The sequence below is a fragment of the Nocardia sp. CDC159 genome, from assembly GCF_023740735.1.
Taxonomy (GTDB): Bacteria; Actinomycetota; Actinomycetes; order Mycobacteriales; family Mycobacteriaceae; genus Nocardia; species Nocardia pulmonis.
The window spans coordinates 307,291-322,586 of sequence record NZ_JAMRXH010000003.1; the positions used below are offsets into that span (position 1 = coordinate 307,291).

At 69.9% G+C, this 15,296-nt stretch carries 13 protein-coding genes and 1 pseudogene; 4 read left to right on the top strand and 10 right to left on the bottom strand.

The genetic code is table 11. The features are described from left to right. The first annotated feature begins 70 nt into the window (after positions 1–70). Complete coding sequence (locus NDR87_RS08375) at positions 71–691, top strand: TetR/AcrR family transcriptional regulator (protein WP_251910555.1); 621 nt, start codon at positions 71–73, stop codon at positions 689–691. A gap of 3 nt (positions 692–694) precedes the next feature. Here the strand turns inward: NDR87_RS08375 and NDR87_RS08380 are convergent, their stop codons facing one another. From NDR87_RS08380 to NDR87_RS08390, 3 genes are all read right to left on the bottom strand, one after another. Continuing rightward, positions 695–2,398 carry an Eco57I restriction-modification methylase domain-containing protein gene (locus tag NDR87_RS08380; protein WP_251910556.1) on the bottom strand — a complete coding sequence of 568 codons (1,704 nt, stop codon included), beginning with the start codon at positions 2,396–2,398 and terminating at the stop codon, positions 695–697. Positions 2,399–2,480: 82 nt separating this feature from the next. Continuing rightward, positions 2,481–3,281, bottom strand: coding sequence for a nuclear transport factor 2 family protein (locus NDR87_RS08385; RefSeq protein WP_251910557.1), 801 nt, complete (start codon positions 3,279–3,281; stop codon positions 2,481–2,483). Positions 3,282–3,356: 75 nt separating this feature from the next. Beyond that, positions 3,357–4,112: a 3-hydroxyacyl-CoA dehydrogenase gene (locus tag NDR87_RS08390; protein ID WP_251910558.1), complete on the bottom strand. Its 756-nt coding sequence runs from the start codon at positions 4,110–4,112 to the stop codon at positions 3,357–3,359. A 140-nt stretch (positions 4,113–4,252) separates the two neighbouring features. Between NDR87_RS08390 and NDR87_RS08395 the strand changes: the two genes are divergently transcribed. Next, positions 4,253–5,623, top strand: a complete 1,371-nt coding sequence (locus NDR87_RS08395) for an FAD-dependent oxidoreductase (protein ID WP_251910559.1) — start codon at positions 4,253–4,255, stop codon at positions 5,621–5,623. Positions 5,624–5,626: 3 nt separating this feature from the next. On the opposite strand, the gene NDR87_RS08400 is transcribed toward NDR87_RS08395, so the two are convergent. Next, positions 5,627–6,919: an FAD-dependent oxidoreductase gene (locus tag NDR87_RS08400; RefSeq protein ID WP_251910560.1), complete on the bottom strand. Its 1,293-nt coding sequence runs from the start codon at positions 6,917–6,919 to the stop codon at positions 5,627–5,629. A 64-nt stretch (positions 6,920–6,983) separates the two neighbouring features. Here NDR87_RS08400 and NDR87_RS08405 point away from each other — a divergent pair, with 64 nt between their 5' ends. Next, on the top strand, positions 6,984–7,631 hold the full coding sequence (locus NDR87_RS08405; protein WP_251910561.1) for a TetR/AcrR family transcriptional regulator: 648 nt from the start codon (positions 6,984–6,986) through the stop codon (positions 7,629–7,631). Here the strand turns inward: NDR87_RS08405 and aztD are convergent. The 4 genes and pseudogenes from aztD to aztB form a co-directional block, all read right to left on the bottom strand. After that, positions 7,579–8,727 carry a zinc metallochaperone AztD gene (aztD, locus tag NDR87_RS08410; RefSeq protein ID WP_251910855.1) on the bottom strand — a complete coding sequence of 383 codons (1,149 nt, stop codon included), beginning with the start codon at positions 8,725–8,727 and terminating at the stop codon, positions 7,579–7,581. The two genes, NDR87_RS08405 and aztD, sit on opposite strands and share 53 nt — an antisense overlap. Before the next feature lie 32 nt (positions 8,728–8,759). After that, on the bottom strand, positions 8,760–9,197 hold the full coding sequence (locus tag NDR87_RS08415) for a metal ABC transporter substrate-binding protein (protein ID WP_251910856.1): 438 nt from the start codon (positions 9,195–9,197) through the stop codon (positions 8,760–8,762). A gap of 103 nt (positions 9,198–9,300) precedes the next feature. Further along, a pseudogene (locus tag NDR87_RS08420) lies at positions 9,301–9,666 on the bottom strand (metal ABC transporter solute-binding protein, Zn/Mn family); the annotation flags it as partial. Further along, the gene (gene aztB, locus NDR87_RS08425) at positions 9,663–11,654 is read right to left on the bottom strand and encodes a zinc ABC transporter permease AztB (RefSeq protein WP_251910562.1); all 1,992 of its coding nucleotides are present in this window, start codon (positions 11,652–11,654) and stop codon (positions 9,663–9,665) included. The pseudogene NDR87_RS08420 and the gene aztB, both read right to left, overlap by 4 nt. Positions 11,655–11,704: 50 nt before the next feature. Between aztB and aztA the strand changes: the two genes are divergently transcribed. Next, positions 11,705–12,400: a zinc ABC transporter ATP-binding protein AztA gene (gene aztA / locus NDR87_RS08430; RefSeq protein ID WP_251910563.1), complete on the top strand. Its 696-nt coding sequence runs from the start codon at positions 11,705–11,707 to the stop codon at positions 12,398–12,400. A 63-nt stretch (positions 12,401–12,463) separates the two neighbouring features. Here aztA and NDR87_RS08435 read toward each other — a convergent pair whose 3' ends face one another. Together NDR87_RS08435 and NDR87_RS08440 are read right to left on the bottom strand one after the other, a co-directional pair. Continuing rightward, positions 12,464–13,972, bottom strand: a complete 1,509-nt coding sequence (locus NDR87_RS08435; RefSeq protein WP_251910564.1) for a M28 family metallopeptidase — start codon at positions 13,970–13,972, stop codon at positions 12,464–12,466. 353 nt (positions 13,973–14,325) lie between these two features. Continuing rightward, complete coding sequence (locus tag NDR87_RS08440) at positions 14,326–15,207, bottom strand: triacylglycerol lipase (RefSeq protein ID WP_251910565.1); 882 nt, start codon at positions 15,205–15,207, stop codon at positions 14,326–14,328. Positions 15,208–15,296: the final 89 nt, after the last annotated feature.

Below are 15,296 nucleotides of genomic sequence, written 5' to 3' on the forward strand. Positions count from 1 at the left end.
CGATCGGATGAGATAATGATTGTCCGCCTTCCGCATCGACGCGGGTGTCCGCCAGACGACTGGAGATTCGATGCCCACCGTTCCCCCCATCCTCGCGCGCATTCTGGAGAAGCCGCGCTCCGACGGCGAACAACTGCTGGAGAGCGCCCTGTCCGCATTCCTCGACTTCGGCATCAAGCGCACGAGCATGGGCGAGATCGCCCGCCGCGCCGGGATCAGCCCGGCCACCCTGTATCGGCGATTCGAATCGAAGAACGACCTGGTCGAGGCGGTGGGCGTGCGGGAGGCACAGCTGTTCGTCGCCGAGATCGAGGAGCGGGTCGGCACCATCGCCGAGGGTGAGGACCAGCTGGTCGAGGTGTTCGTCGCCTTCATCACGCTGCTGGCCCGCAACGAGCTGCTGCAGCGGCTGTTGCGCACCGAACCCGATATGATCCTGCCCCGTCTGACCATCGAGGCCGGTCCCATCCTGGCCGTCGGCCGCGCCTACCTCGCCGACAAGCTGCGCGGGCTGCAGAAGGCCGATGCCGAGCTGGACTTCGACGCCGATCTGGTCGCCGAGATCATGGCCCGCCTGGCGCAATCGCTCGCCCTGACCCCCGACGGCCTGATCCCGCTCGGCGACGAGGGCGCCGCGCGCGAATTCGCCCGCCGCACCCTGCTGCCCATGGTCAACTCCCAGCGCCGCTGAGCGTCACGGCCCCGACAGCGACCCGATACCGAAGGCGGCGGCCACGCGCTCGTCGAGTTCCCCGGCGTCGAGGTCGCGGCCGTCGACCAGCCCGCGCACCAGCTCGGCCAGCGCGCGGGCGGAGCTGGTGTGCGGATCGGGCAGCGGCAGGCGAGCGACGTACTGGGTGATCCAGCGCCGCCTGCCCGCATACAGCCGGTTGCCGCAGACCGCATCGTAGAACCGCAGGCCCAGCGTCGAATTGGCCACGCCCATCATGAGGTGGGCCAGGGTGTCGGAGCCGAGGTCGGGCACCGAGATCCAGTAGCAGTCGCCATTGACGATGGCGCCGCTGCGATCGAGGGCGAAGCGCGGCCGGACGCTGATATCGGGGAAGACCACCTTCGGCGACTTCCACAGCTGCGGTCGCTGCGGCACCCAGATCTCGAACCACTCGCGCCCACTCGCGGTCAGATAGTTCCGCGCGGCCAGCGCATCCTTGTGCTCGGCCAGATAGGCCGCGGCGCCGGGAAATAGGGCCAGATCCACCGGTGTGCGACGCGGCCGCGTCACATCGTAGGGATACAGCACCCGCGTATCGCGCATCCGCTCCACCCGCCACGCCGCCATATCGTGGTGGGTGAGCAGATCGAACAGCAATTCCCGCTCCGGCCGGGGCTCCCGCTCGTCCCAGCGATCGGAGATGAACACTCGATCCGCGGTCGTCTTGATCCCCACCCGGATTCGCGCCAACTCCCCGAACGTGCGCCAGGTGCCCCGCCCGACCCGCCCCAGCCAGGCATCGGTCCCCGGCCGCGACATGCGCCAGGGGACCGAGTAATCGATCGACGGCGCGGCGCGGCCGGTCTCGAGGGTGCCGACCTCGATCGCGATCCGACGCCCGAAGTGGTCGACGACGCAATCACCGGAGTGGGTCAGCGCGGCGAACAGGTCCATACCGGAATCCGTTGCCGCCCCGTCGATCTCGTACGCCGACACATACCGGCACCGCGCCGGGCGGACGCCGCGGACCGCGATGGTGATCGCGGGCAGCACCGCGGCGTCGAACAGCTTGGTATCGCCCAGGTCGTACAGCTCCACCGGCGACAGCTCCGAACACAGCAGCTCCCGCAGATTCGCCCCCGCCTTGGTGGACAGAAACCGGTTGGCGCACAACAACCCCAGCACGCCCCCGGGCCGCAGCAACCGCGGCATGCTCGCCACGAACGGGTGGGTCAGATCGATCCGCCCCTGCAATCCGAAACGCCTGCTGAGCAGCCGCGCCGTCTCACCCCCGAGCTGCTGGGTCCGTACATAGGGCGGATTCGTGATGACGGCGTCGAATCCCGCATCGGCTAGATCCGTTGCCGCCGAGAGGAAATCACCGACCCGCCACTCGATGCCCGGCTCCCGTGCCGCGGCCGCCCGCACCGCGCTCTCGTCCAGGTCGTATCCCACCAACCGCATCCGCGCCCCCGGAAACCGCCGCGTCAGCACCCGCCGCGCCGCCACCAACAACTCCCCGTCCCCACAGGCCGGATCCAAGATCCGTAACTCCCCGCCGCCCCACCCGCCCGCCAGATTCTCGACCAACCGCTCCGCCAGAAATCCCGCCAACCGCTCCGGCGTGTAGTGCCGACCGTGCCGCTTGCGCGCCCCCGCCCCGTCGGGCCTGTCGACCCGCCGGTCATCCGATGCCTGCGCGCCACAGCCATCCACACCCGGCATTCTGCCCCGCGATCGCACCCCTCGCCCGCACAACAAGCCGACCCGTCCGTCCTAATCTAGCTGGACAAACGCCCACTTGGGCTCAGTCCGGCGCGAAGATCCGCACCATCGCGACCCGTCTACCGCCCGAGGCGACCTCGAGTTCGGCAACCCCGCGCCCCGCCGTGCTCTCGACGGTCGCGGTGACGAATCGCCCCGCCGAAATCGGTTTACCGATACGCACTCCCGCCGCCCGCGCGACGAATTCCTCCGGGGTGATCGCGTTTCCGACGGGCCACTCGACAACCGCTCCGGGCGACAGGCCATTTCGAACAGCGCCGACGCTGCCCCGCCCCGCCGCCGCCAGCACATCCGTCGCCAGCCGCTTCCCCGCCGCACTCACCCGCACGAATCCGCGCGCGAAACCCACCGTGCCGCCGATCCCCTGATTCCCGACCAGCCGCGGCCCCAGCGTCGCGGCCGCGCGGAGTCCGGGCAGGCCCGAGGCCAGCAGCTGGCCGACCATCACCGGAAGCTCCCAATGCGCGCGCAGCTCAGCGATTTCCAATGTCTCCGCCGACCGGACGAGGTCGTAGCGCAAATGCATGGGCACCCGCAGCGCCACCCCCGCCATGGTGATCTCGATGGCCAGATCGCGAAAGACGCTCATCCCGCAGACCACATCGTGCTCGACATCGAACACGATCGAGTTCGGCGCGATGAAGGTGTCGTAGAAGCGTTCGATGGCGGCGGTGCCCACATGCGGGCGCGAGCCCACCGGATCCTCGATGCGGCCGTCGCGGGTGAACAGCCCCACCCAGCCAGTGCGATCGTGCGCGGCGACCGCCCGGGGCGACTGCTCGACGGCCGCCAGCAATTCGGCCTCGGATGCGGTGGCGGACATGGCTTCCTTCCCGCGGACAACGGTGTCGCGGGACCAATCTATAACCTGTTCCAGTCGGAGGGAAGGGCCTCGAACTCAGCGCGGAGCCATGCGAATGGCCCCGTCGAGCCGGATGACCTCGCCGTTGAGCATCGGATTTTCGACGATGTGCGCCACCAGCGCCGCGTATTCCGCGGGCGCTCCCAGCCGCTTGGGATGGGGCACCTGCTCCTCCAGCGAGGCCTTGGCCTCCGGCGGCAGGGCGGCCAGCAGCGGGGTGTCGAACATGCCGGGGGCGATGGTGACCACCCGGATCAGGTGGTCGGCCAGATCGCGGGCCAGGGGCAGGGTCATCCCCGCGATGCCCGCCTTGGATGCCGAATAGGCGGCCTGGCCGATCTGACCGTCGAAGGCCGCCACCGACGCGGTATTCACGATCACCCCGCGCTCGCCCTCGATCGGCTCCGCCCGGCTGATCCGCTGCGCCCCCAACCGCAGCACATTGAACGTCCCGATCAGATTCACCTCGACGACCAACCCGAACGCGTGCAGCGGCAGCACCCGCTCCCCGGTGAGCACCCGGCCGGGCAGCCCGATTCCCGCGCAGTTCACCACGACCCGCACGTCCCCGAGCTGGTCCGCGGCCTCGAAGGCGGCCTCGACCTCGTCCTCGTCGGTCACATCCGCGGGCGCGAAGACGGTCCCGATCTCGGCGGCGACCTGTTTACCCTCGGAGTCCGGCAGATCCACCACGACCACCCGGGCCCCCTCGGCCACCAACCGCCGCACGGTGGCCAACCCGAGCCCCGACGCGCCCCCGGTCACCACGGCCACACTGTCCCGAACCCGCATCGCTCGCACTCTCTTCACTCGTCGGCAATCCGGGCCATTACAGCAGAGATCACCACCTTCAACAAGATGCCTTTTTCAGAACTAGATTCCTTGTCGTCGACCGCGATCACCCGCGAACCGTGGTCTCGTACCGTGAACCCATGAGCGAACGCGTGGTGATCATCGGCGCCGATGCGGCGGGCATGTCGGCGGCATCGCAGGCCCGGCGACTGAAGGGCGCCGACGAGCTCGAGATCGTGGTGTTCGAGCGGGGACATTTCACCTCCTACTCGGCCTGCGGCGTCCCCTACTGGGTGGGTGGTCAGGTCGCCGATCGCGACGACCTCATCGCCCGCACGCCCGAGGAGCATCGCGCCCGCGATATCGATCTGCGTTTGCGCACCGAGATCGTCGAGATCGATGTGCCCGGCACCCGGGTGCGCGCCCGGGATTTGGCGAGCGGCGCCGAAACCTGGTGGGACTACGACAAACTCGTCATCGCCACCGGCGCGACCCCGATCCGCCCGCCGCTGCCGGGCATCGACGCCGCCGGGGTGCACGGCGTGCAGACCCTCGACGACGGGCAGGCCCTGATCGATACCCTGGCGGCCGACCGCGGACGGCGGGCGGTCGTGGTGGGCGCGGGCTACATCGGCGTGGAGATGGCCGAGGCGCTGATCAATCGCGGCTACGAGGTGACGATGATCAATCGCGGCACCGAGCCCATGTCGACGCTGGATCCGGATATGGGCGTGCTGATCCGAAAGGCCATGCAGGGCATGGGCATCCGGGTTGTCGACGACGCCGAGGTGACCGCCGTGCGCACCGACGACGCGGGCCGGGCCCGCGCGGTCGCCACCGCCGACGGCGAATACCCGGCCGACGTCGTCGTACTCGGCATCGGCGTACGCCCCGCCACCGATCTCGCCCACGCCGCCGGACTGCCGCTGGGCGCGTCCGGCGGCCTGCTCACCGACCTGGCCATGCGGGTGCGCGGCCACGAGAACATCTGGGCCGGTGGCGATTGCGTGGAGGTGCTGGACCTGGTCTCCGGCTCGCTGCGCCACATTCCGCTGGGCACCCACGCCAACAAGCACGGCCAGATCATCGGCGCCGGGGTCGGCGGCGACTACGCCACCTTTCCGGGTGTGGTCGGCACCGCGGTCAGCAAGGTCTGCGACCTCGAGGTGGCCCGAACCGGCCTGCGCGAGAAGGACGCTCGCCGGGTGGGCCTGCAATACGTCACCACCACGATCGAATCCACCAGCCGCGCGGGCTATTTCCCCGGGGCCGCGCCCATGACGGTCAAGATGCTCGCCGAACGCCGCACCGGCCGCCTGCTCGGCGTCCAGATCGTGGGCCGCGAGGGCGCGGGCAAACGCATCGATATCGCCGCCGTGGCCCTGACCGCCGGGATGACCGTCGAACAGCTGACCGCCCTGGATCTCGGGTACGCGCCACCGTTCTCCCCGGTGTGGGATCCGGTTCTGGTCGCCGCGCGCAAGGCGCTGGCCGCGGTGCGGCGCGGCTGACCCTCACCGCAGGCCGGCGGCGACCGTCGCGGCCACGTGCTCTCCGGATCGGACGGCGCCCTCGAGATATCCGGTCCAGCGCGGCGCGGTCTCGGTGCCCGCGAAGTGAATCGGCCCGACCGGCGTCGTGGCGTCGATGAGCGCGGCCGGTGCGCCGGGCTTGGGCAGCGCGCTGTAGCCGCCGCCCACCTGCGGATCGAGATGCCAGGACTTCTCGTGCCAGCTCAGTGGATTCGCGGCGGCGCGGCCGAAATGGCGGGCCAGTACCGTCAGCACGACCTCCCGGCGTTCGTCCGGATCGAGCCGGTCCAGGGCGAGGGCGCGGCGGCCGGGGATCAGGACGCACAGCTGACCCGGGCCGCCGGGCGGCGAGATGTCGAAGCATGCGGGCACCGGCCCGTCCAGGGTGAGCATTTCACCGCTGCCACCCCCGGCCCGCCAGAACGGGGTGTCGTAGACGGCGACCGCCTTGTAGATCGTGCCCATGACGGTATCGCGCTGCGCCCGCCGCTGTTTCGCGGGCAGCGGCGGATCGTGCCGGATCGCGGCCGCGATCGGCGGTGGGGCGGTGACGATCACCCGCGCGGCCCGCAGCGGACCGGCCGGGGTCTCGATGATCACCCCCTCGGCCGTGCACGCGATCGCGGTGGCGGGACGACTCAGCCGCACGGCCGGGGCCAGCTTCGCGGCGAGCACCTCCGCCAGCGCGCCCGCACCGCCGGACAGTAGTGACTGTTGCGCTCCCCCTGCGGTTCCGAGCATCACCCGCAGCCCGCCCGCCGATCTGATGCCGGTGATCAACGTCCGCAGCGACAGCTGGTCCAGGTCGGCGGCGAACGCCTCGGACAGCACCACTTCGAGCAGCCGCCGCACCCGGTCGCCGGGGATCCTGTCCACCCATTCGGCCACGGTGACACGCTCGGCCCGCGCACCGGCGAACGTCCGCGCCGACAACTCCAGCCGCAGCAGCGCCAGACCGACGCCCGCGATCGTGAGCGGCATACGCCTTGCCCCGCGCCCCTGCTCGACCACGAGTGCCGGACCGCCGACCGGCGTCGGCAGCAGCGTCATTCCCGATTCGGCCGCCAGGGTGGTCATGCGCGCGTGATCATGACCGACCCACTGACCGCCCAGGTCCACCGGACTGCCAGCGGCCGAGCGCACCGTGAGCGCGCGGCCGCCGACCCGATCGGCCGCCTCGAGCACCACGACATCGATGCCTCGCGACTGCAACTCGCGCGCCGCGGCCAGACCCGCGAATCCCGCGCCGATGACGGCGACTTCGGTCTGTTCCATACCCGCTCCCGTTATGCAACGCCTGTTTTACAACAAGTGTTGCACAACAGGCTATGCTCTGCCCATGCCTCGTCAGGTCGACCGCACCGCCCGGCTCGCACTCGTCGCCGATGCCGTGGTGGCCCTCGCCGTGGACCACGGCTTCCCCGCCGTGACGATCCGCGCGGTGGCCGAGCGCATCGGCGCCTCCACCTCGGCGGTGACGCACTACGTGGGCGGGCGAGAGGATATGTTGCGCATCGCGATTCGCCGCGAGGTCGACGCCCGCCGGGCCCAGGGGGAAGCGGCCGTCGGCGACGCCCGGGGCATGGCCGCGCTGCGCGCGCTGCTCGAATGGGCGGCCCTCGTTCCCGACGAGCGCACGCAGCGGTTCTGGCTGGCCCTGGTCGTCGGATCCCGCGACGATCCGGTCGTGCGCGCCGAACTGGACGCGTTCAACATCTGGTGGGATGCGCTGCTGCGAAATCTGCTCGCCGACACCGCGATCGCCGACCACGACACCGCCGTCGACGTGCTGGACGTCCTGGCCGACGGGCTCGTCCTCACCGGCTTCGACGAGGGCCGACCCTGGTCGGCCGCCCGCCGCAGCCGCGTGCTCACCGTCGTATGGCAGGCGCTGGCCCAGGCCGAGCGGACCGGTCGCCCCCTGGGGAGCGCGGCTAATGCCCCGCGGCCACCCCGCTCAGCTCGTTCGGCACACCGGGCAACGTGACGGTGGTCGTGACGGCGCCCGCGGCCAGATCGACGCGATGCACCTTCCGGGTGGCCGGGTCCGAGACGTAGACGTCGTTGCCGCGCACGAAGATCGCCGGGCGCGGTTCCTGCCACCGCAGCGGCTCCTCCCACGGGCCGATGACCTCGATCCTGCGCACCACCGTGCCCGCCACCGGGTCGACGACGTGCACACGGCCGTCGGTGCCCAGCACCAGGGCCTCGCCCCGGGGACCGCGGGCCAGGGAGCGGAAGGTGTAGCTGGTTCCGATGTCGACCAGGCGCAGACTCGCGTCACGGGTGTCGATCAGCGAAATACGCTGTGGCCGTTCCAGTTCGGCGTCTCGGTCCTGTTTGTAGTCGCCGAGCGCGATCGGCGAGGCATCGTTACCGGCCTGATTGCCGATCCGACCGTAGGGGGTCGGGCTGGTGACCTTGGTGAGCGAACCGTTGCGATAGATCAAGGCCCCGGTCTGGCAGCCCATCACCACGGCCTCGCCCCGCACCGCGGATTCGCCGTGCACCCCCGGGCAGTCCTCGTTGCGGGCGATTTCCCGGCGGTCCCGATCGAGGACGGCCACACCGGTTCGCCGCTCCGCGGTACCCACGGTGACCACGAGCTCGCCGGTGGTCAACCGCACGGCCACCCCGTGATGCGGTGCGGCGGCGCGATAGGTCTCGGTTCGCGGTGTGCCGCTGCCGAGTTCGTGCGGATCGAAGACGGTGACCTCGCCGCTGCCGTCGGCGAACAGCACGGTGCGCCCGCCGTGGCGGACCACATGGCCGGGTTCGCTCGCGGCGAAGGTGGTGTCGGTGAACCGCCCGCGCGCGGCGTCGAGCACGCGAAACCCGTCACTGGTCGACACCAGGACGTGGCGGTCGTCCCCCGCCGGGTTGAGGCGATTGAATCCCTCGAGCTTCACCTCCCCGGCGACGGTGAGCGAACGGCCGTCGAGCAGGTAGATGCCGCCGTCGTAGGTCACCGCGACCGGATCGGCGATCGCGGCGCGACCGGAATCGGCTGTGCCGCAACCGGTCAGGGCCATGATCGCGACCATCACACCGGAGACGGCCGCGGCGTGGGCGGGCAACCGCATGGATAACTCCATTCTGCTTGTCGATGCTCGGCTCAGGGCGAGCCGAGGCCGTTGACGATGGCGTCGGTATCGGCGCGCATCAGGTCCAGATAGGTAGGCGCGCCGCCGCCGGGCTCGGTGAGCGATTCGGTGTACAGGGCGACGACCCGCACCCGCACCCCGGCCTGCTCGGCCAGGACGCGGGCGAGCCGATCGGACTGGGCGGAATCGGCGAAGATCGCGGGAACGCCCGCGCCCCGGACGGTTTCGGCCAGATCGGCCAGATCGGCGGCGCTCGGCGAGGCGAGGGTGGTCCCGCCCGGGATGATCGCGCCGATCACCTCGAATCCGAAACGCCGTGCCAGATAGCCGAACACGTGATGATTGGTCACCAGCTTGCGCCGTTCGGCGGGCAGTGCGGCGAACCGTTCGGCCATCCAGCGCTCGAGCTCGCCCAGTTCGGACAGGTACCGGCCGGTGTTGGCCCGCACCGTCTCGGCGGCGATGCCGTCGACCGCGGTGATCCGGGCTGCTCATCACCTCCACGGCCCGGCGCGCCCGCGCCGGATCGGTCCAGAAGTGCGGATCCGGCCGGTCGGCGAGGTCGCGATAGGCGATCGGTTCGATCTGTTCGCCGACCGACAGCGTTGCCACGCCGGATTCCTCGGCCGCGCGGATCTGTCGCTGCGCCCCCTCCTCGAGTCCCAGCCCGTTGTGGATCAGCAGTGCGGCATGCTCGATCCGAGCCGCGGTTCTCGCGGAGATCGCGAATTGATGCGGATCGGCATTCGGTGGCATGAGGACCGTCACCGCGGCGGTATCGCCAACGATATTGCGGGCGAGGTCACCGAGAATATTGGTGGTGACGACGATTTCGGGCCGCTCGTCGCGCCGATCGGCACAGGCGGGCGCCGCCGCCAACAGGATGAGGAGCACGCAGGCCCGCAACACGGCCCTCATCGACCCGCCTCCACCATCCGCACCGGCGCGATGTCGAGGGGGAACGTGCGTGCCCGCCGCAGCCGGTCGCGGTAGTCGATCTCGTGCACCGCGCGGGCCGCGGCATCGTTGACATACGCACGGGCACTGTCGATTTCGATCATCGGCGGCCGATCGGGGCGCACCGGTCCGGTCAGCAGCGGAGCCTGCGCGAGTTGTGCGCCGGTGCCGATGTCGTGACTGTGCAGCACCCCGTCGCGGGTCACGGTGAGCAGCACACTGCCCTCTCCCGCGGTATTGGCCGCCGCCACCGGCCCGATCTCCAGCAGTCGCCACGTGCGCGCGCGGACGTCGAGCACCCATACTCCGTGCTCCCCCGCGGGGGCGACCAGCGTGGTGCTCGCGGGGCGGTGCGCGAAGGCCACCGGCCGCTCGGCATCCGGAACGGGCTGCGGGAAGGCCACTTTCGCCGCGTCGAACCGGCCCTCGACGGCGGTCACGACGATCGCGCCGTCGGCGCAGCCCACCACCAGCCCCCGCCGGGTGATCGCGGAACCGCGCGGCGCCGGGCACAGCGGCGTCAGCGTTGCCACCGGATCGCCCTCCCGGGTACGGATTTCGGCCCGTCCGCTGTCTTGCGCGACGACGGCCAGATGTCCGGCGTACGGCAGCGCCAGGACGCGTTCGAGCATGCGGCGCTCGGTGATTCGGCCCGCCTCCAGCGCGGTCCGGTCCAGCAGCACCGTGCCGGATTCGGTCACCACCGCGGTCACGACCGGATCGCCGTGCACCGCCACCAGCCCGCCGCGCCCCAGCGTGCCCACCTGCCGAATCGCGGTGCGGTAGTGGTGCATGTGGTCGCCGTGGTCGACGGTCCACGCTCCGGCGTCGACGATCCGAATCGACTCCGCGTCGCCCAGATAGCCGAACCGATCGTCGCCTCGAACCACCGTGACGCCCTGGGCATTTCCCGCCTCGACGGTGGTGCCCGCGATGAGGTCGACGACGCGGACCGCTCCCCCGGCATCGGCGACGACCAGCCGGGTCTGCGGCGAATCGGCCTCCTGCGCGCCCTCGACGAATCCATGTGCCGTCTCGGGCGCGGATTCACCGGTGCCCGAACCACATCCGGCCAGCGGCAACGCGGTGACCAGCAGCAGCACCAGGACCTGCCCACCCGCTCCGGACAGCCGAACCCGCGCCCGCAGCCACGCGAGCGCCGCCGAGGCAAGGAACACCCCGACCGCGACCGCAACGATGGTCGCCCCGGCCGCGGTCCCGGCATACCAGGACACCAGCAGTCCGGTCACGGTCGCGAATCCGCCGAACAGGGCCGCGAGCAGCATGATCACCGGAATCCGGGTGGCCCAGTAGGTGGCCGCTGCGGGCGGCGCGATCAACAGGCCGAACACCAGCAGCGTGCCCGCCACGTGGAAAGAGGCGACGATCGCGAGGGTCAGCAACCCCAGCAGTGCGGCCTGCGCCCAGCGCGGTCGCAGCCCCAGCGTATGCGCCTTGCGCGGATCGAATGCCAGGGCCACGAAGGCCCGGTGACCGAGCACCGCGACGACACCGGCCGCCGCTGTGGCGACGGCCAGCCAGAGCAGATCACGCTCCCGGATCGCCAGGACGTCACCGAACAGCAGTCCGGTCACATCGACCGCGAACGACTGCGAGCGCGACACGATGATCACCCCCGCCGCCAGCATCCCGACGAACACCAGCCCGATCCCGGTGTCGGGGGCGAACCGCGGATTGCGTTGCAGCGCGGTCACCGCCCACGCCATCGCCGCCGCGCTGCAGGCCGCTCCCAGCAGCAGCTCACCGCCGAGCAGCGAGGCCAGCGCGACCCCCGGCAGCATCCCGTGCGCCATGGCGTCGCCGAGAAATGCCATGCCGCGCACCACGACCCACGTCCCGGCCAGCGCGCAGACACACGACACCAGCAGCCCGCCCCAGACGGCCCGCTGCACGAAGGAGACCTCGAACGGGGCAAACAGGACATCCATGGCCGGACACTCTATAGTGAAAATGATTTTCAGAACAAGTAAGGAGTCCGGTGCCCGAATCGAACTCACCCGCGGTCCGCATCGACTCGCTTTCGGCCGGCTACCGCTCGGGCCTGGTGCTGCGCGACATCACCGCGACCATCCCCGCGGCCCGAGTGACCGCGGTCGTCGGGCCGAACGGATCGGGAAAGTCCACCCTGCTCGGCGTCATCGCCGGAGTCCTCGCCCCGAGGACCGGCACGATCCACCGGACCGGCGCCCACCGTCCCGCACTGGTTCCGCAGCACAGCGCCATACCGGCCACGCTCCCGATCACCGTTCGGGACACGGTGGCCATGGGCCGCTGGGCACACCGCGGTCTGCGCCGACTCGACCGTGCCGATCGCGAGACGGTGCGCGACTGCATGAGCCGCCTCGGCATCCTCGAGCTGGCCCACCGCCGTCTCACCGACCTGTCCGGCGGCCAGCGCCAGCGGGCCCTGCTCGCCCAGGCGCTCGCCCAGCAATCGGATCTACTGCTGTTGGACGAGCCCACCACCGGGCTGGATAACGAAGCACGCCAGGCTATTTCGGATATCGTTCGCGCGCAGAGCGCGGCGGGAGTCACCGTTGTACACGTCACCCACGACCGCGACACCGCCCTGCATGCGGACCACTGCCTGCTGCTGCGGGACGGTCGGCTGATCGCGCAGGGCGAACCACAGGCAGTGCTGCGCAACAGGATTCCGCTCGGCGCCACCGGCTAGCACACGGCGACCGCCGCCGCAGGCACCGAGCCGGTGCCTGCGGCGGCGGTCGCGACCCACGCGTTATTCGTGTGTGGGTGTTTCGGCCGCGACGGGGGTGCGACCGGGCAGGACGTCAGCGGCGGCATAGGTCTGCATCGCATCGGCGATCGCGCCGGTGTTGACCGTCAATGCCGTGTCACTGATGTTGGCGGTGGTATCGCAGGACCGGTGGTAGCAGGGGTCGTACGGGCGGCCCGCCTGGCCACCGAACAGCCGCTGCTCCTGGCTGGTCTTGATGCCCTCCGCACCGGTGAACAAGCCGCCGACCGGAATCCCGGCCCGCATGAACGGGCCGTAGTCCGAGCGACCGTCGAGGGGTGTGCGCACATGCGGCAGGTTGCGGGAATCGAAGTACCGGTTGAAGTTCTGCTCGATCTGAGCCGAGCCCGCCGGTCCGCTGCTGCCGTTGTAGATCTTGTACGCGAAGTTCGTCGAACCGATCATGTCGAAGTTGAGGTAGAGCTTGATCTTGGCGCGGTTGGCCGCGGACAGATTCTGCACGTAGTACTTCGAGCCGATCAGGCCGAGTTCCTCGGCGCCCCACCAGGCGAAGCGGAGCTTGTTCTTCGGCGTGACCGAGGCCATCTGCAGGGCGACCTCGAGCAATCCCGCACTGCCCGAACCGTTGTCGTTGATGCCCGCCCCGGCGCGCACCGAGTCCAGGTGCGCCCCCGCCATCACGACCTTGTCCGGGTTGCCCTGCTTGGACTCCGCCAGCACATTGTGGGTGGTGCGGGGCGCGCTCTCGGTGTCGGTCTTCAGCCGGACCACCGGTTTCGCCGCGGCGAGGTCCTTGCCGACGGCGAAGCTGGTGCCGACCACCGGCACACTGATGCCCTTCTCGTCCAGGGGTTCGGTGAAGGTGTCGGTCCGGCCGGGCTGGCCCTCGTTGAAGATGATCACGCCCGCGGCCCCGGCGGCCTGGGCATTGCGCGCCTTGTCGGCGAAGGTGCAGCTACCCCGCTGCAGCAGGGCGATATTGCCGCGGGTGAAGCCCGCGAAATCCGCCGCTTCGCATCCGGAGGTGGAGGAATTCGGCTGCGAACCCGGCGGCAGGACGAGATCGACGCCCTGTACCTTCGCCTTCGCCTCGCCCGAGCCCGAATAGGTCAGGGTGGCGAAGTCACCGAATTCGCTGCCCCCCGGCGCGGTCGGTTTGTAGGACGTGCGGCCGTTGGAGACCTGTTCCATGACCGCCGTCGTCCGTTCCCGGAAGGTCTGGAATTCGAACGCCTGCAGGGTTACCTGATAACCCGCGCGGCGCAGTTCTCCGGCCACATAGTCACGCGAGGCGTCGTAACCGGGCGTGCCCGCCGCGCGGGTGCGGCCGTTGGCGTTGGCAATGGCCTGGAATCTCTCCAGATGCTGTTTGACGTCGGGTGCCTTGATCGAATCGGCGATTTGTCGCTCGGGTGGCGCACCGGGTTCGGCATACGCGGGCCCGGTCGACGCGACCGAGAAGACGAGAGGCAGAGCGGCGGCCGCGACGATGACGTGACCGGCCCTGGCGCGACGGAAGATGCGGGGCATGTCGGCTCCTCCAAAGGGACGGGTGGATCCCGATGGCCGGAAGTTTGAGCCTTCGTGTCGGTTCGGTGAAACCTCGACTGGAATAATGGGATAGGGGTTGCCCCAACGGGTTTCGACTACTTCGATCATGGTGGTGACATCTGCCGGTCGGGCGGATTCACCTGCGCCGCTTTTCGGAATCGAAACCGTACACTGCTGCCGCGCAGCCGGGCCATCGTCCGGTCGCGATTCCGACGGATACGTTGCCAACCCGATTGCTCGCCGGTTGCGCCTGGTCATCCGAATAATCCGGCCGACCAACCAACCCTATCGAGGGATTCGAATATCAACCCGGCTGCCAGCAACTGCTGCAGCTATCCCCCGGCCGAACCGACCTGCAGAGACGGGCAGGCGGGGGCGACCGCGTGCTCGGGATCGAGGGCGTTGAGCGTCAGCCGGATCGCGATGGGATCGGCGGATATCAGCATGTGCTCGCTGAGATCGCGCGGGCAGACCTCCTGCAGCAGGATATTGGTGACATTGGGCCCCGGCGGCAGGAACGAGGTGGTGTGCGGGGTGGCGAATTCGTCGTAATCGGAACGAATCACGGTGTACTGCACCTCGGGCAGCACCATGTCACCGCTGTTGAGCCTGCGCATGAAATCCGAGGTGGGCAGCTCCTCGAGACACGCCGGGCACAGCACCCCCGTCGCCGCCGGAATCGCGGTCACCGGCAGCCCGATCACACCCCACGTTGTGCCCCGATTGTTGGGGGCCAGCCCGATGAGTGCGCGCACCTTCGAAGCGCCACCCAATGCCCTCAGGTAGTACCGCGGCAGCATGCCGCCCTGCGAATGCCCGACGATATCGACCTGCCGCGCCCCGGTCGCCGCCAGCACTCGATCGACGAATTCGGCGATCTCCCGAGCCGAGTCGGCCATCGGCCCCACCCCGGAAATCCACCCGCCCGCACTCTTGCCGTAGTCGAGGGCGAATACGCAATACCCCGCCCCCGCGAGCGCGGGCGCCATCGCGGCCCAATTGTCCAGCCGGTTCTCGAACGTCCCGTGCAATAGCACCACCGGCCGCGGATGCGCGGCGCTCGGGCGGCACGCCCAGTCGTTCGCCCCCGGCGGCGACGGCACGAGATCGACCTCGGCCGACCCGGTATCGGCCACGGCACGCCCCGCGATACCCGCCCCGAATGCGAGCGCGAGCGCGATGGTCAGACACGTCCGGAACAGGATCTGGCGCATGCCGCACTATGCACACGGACCGACCGGAATGCCTATGATCCAGCTCACAATGTAAGCCAGGGCTAAAAACCACGGCGACAAGGTCAGGA

Excerpts from the sequence above, each read along its gene's own strand:
- NDR87_RS08375 (WP_251910555.1), top strand. The coding sequence starts at position 71 with ATGCCCACCGTTCCCCCCATCCTCGCGCGCATTCTGGAGAAGCCGCGC.
- NDR87_RS08380 (WP_251910556.1), bottom strand. The coding sequence starts at position 2,398 with ATGCCGGGTGTGGATGGCTGTGGCGCGCAGGCATCGGATGACCGGCGG.
- NDR87_RS08385 (WP_251910557.1), bottom strand. The coding sequence starts at position 3,281 with ATGTCCGCCACCGCATCCGAGGCCGAATTGCTGGCGGCCGTCGAGCAG.
- NDR87_RS08390 (WP_251910558.1), bottom strand. The coding sequence starts at position 4,112 with ATGCGGGTTCGGGACAGTGTGGCCGTGGTGACCGGGGGCGCGTCGGGG.
- NDR87_RS08395 (WP_251910559.1), top strand. The coding sequence starts at position 4,253 with ATGAGCGAACGCGTGGTGATCATCGGCGCCGATGCGGCGGGCATGTCG.
- NDR87_RS08400 (WP_251910560.1), bottom strand. The coding sequence starts at position 6,919 with ATGGAACAGACCGAAGTCGCCGTCATCGGCGCGGGATTCGCGGGTCTG.
- NDR87_RS08405 (WP_251910561.1), top strand. The coding sequence starts at position 6,984 with ATGCCTCGTCAGGTCGACCGCACCGCCCGGCTCGCACTCGTCGCCGAT.
- aztD (WP_251910855.1), bottom strand. The coding sequence starts at position 8,727 with ATGCGGTTGCCCGCCCACGCCGCGGCCGTCTCCGGTGTGATGGTCGCG.
- aztB (WP_251910562.1), bottom strand. The coding sequence starts at position 11,654 with ATGGATGTCCTGTTTGCCCCGTTCGAGGTCTCCTTCGTGCAGCGGGCC.
- NDR87_RS08435 (WP_251910564.1), bottom strand. The coding sequence starts at position 13,972 with ATGCCCCGCATCTTCCGTCGCGCCAGGGCCGGTCACGTCATCGTCGCG.
- NDR87_RS08440 (WP_251910565.1), bottom strand. The coding sequence starts at position 15,207 with ATGCGCCAGATCCTGTTCCGGACGTGTCTGACCATCGCGCTCGCGCTC.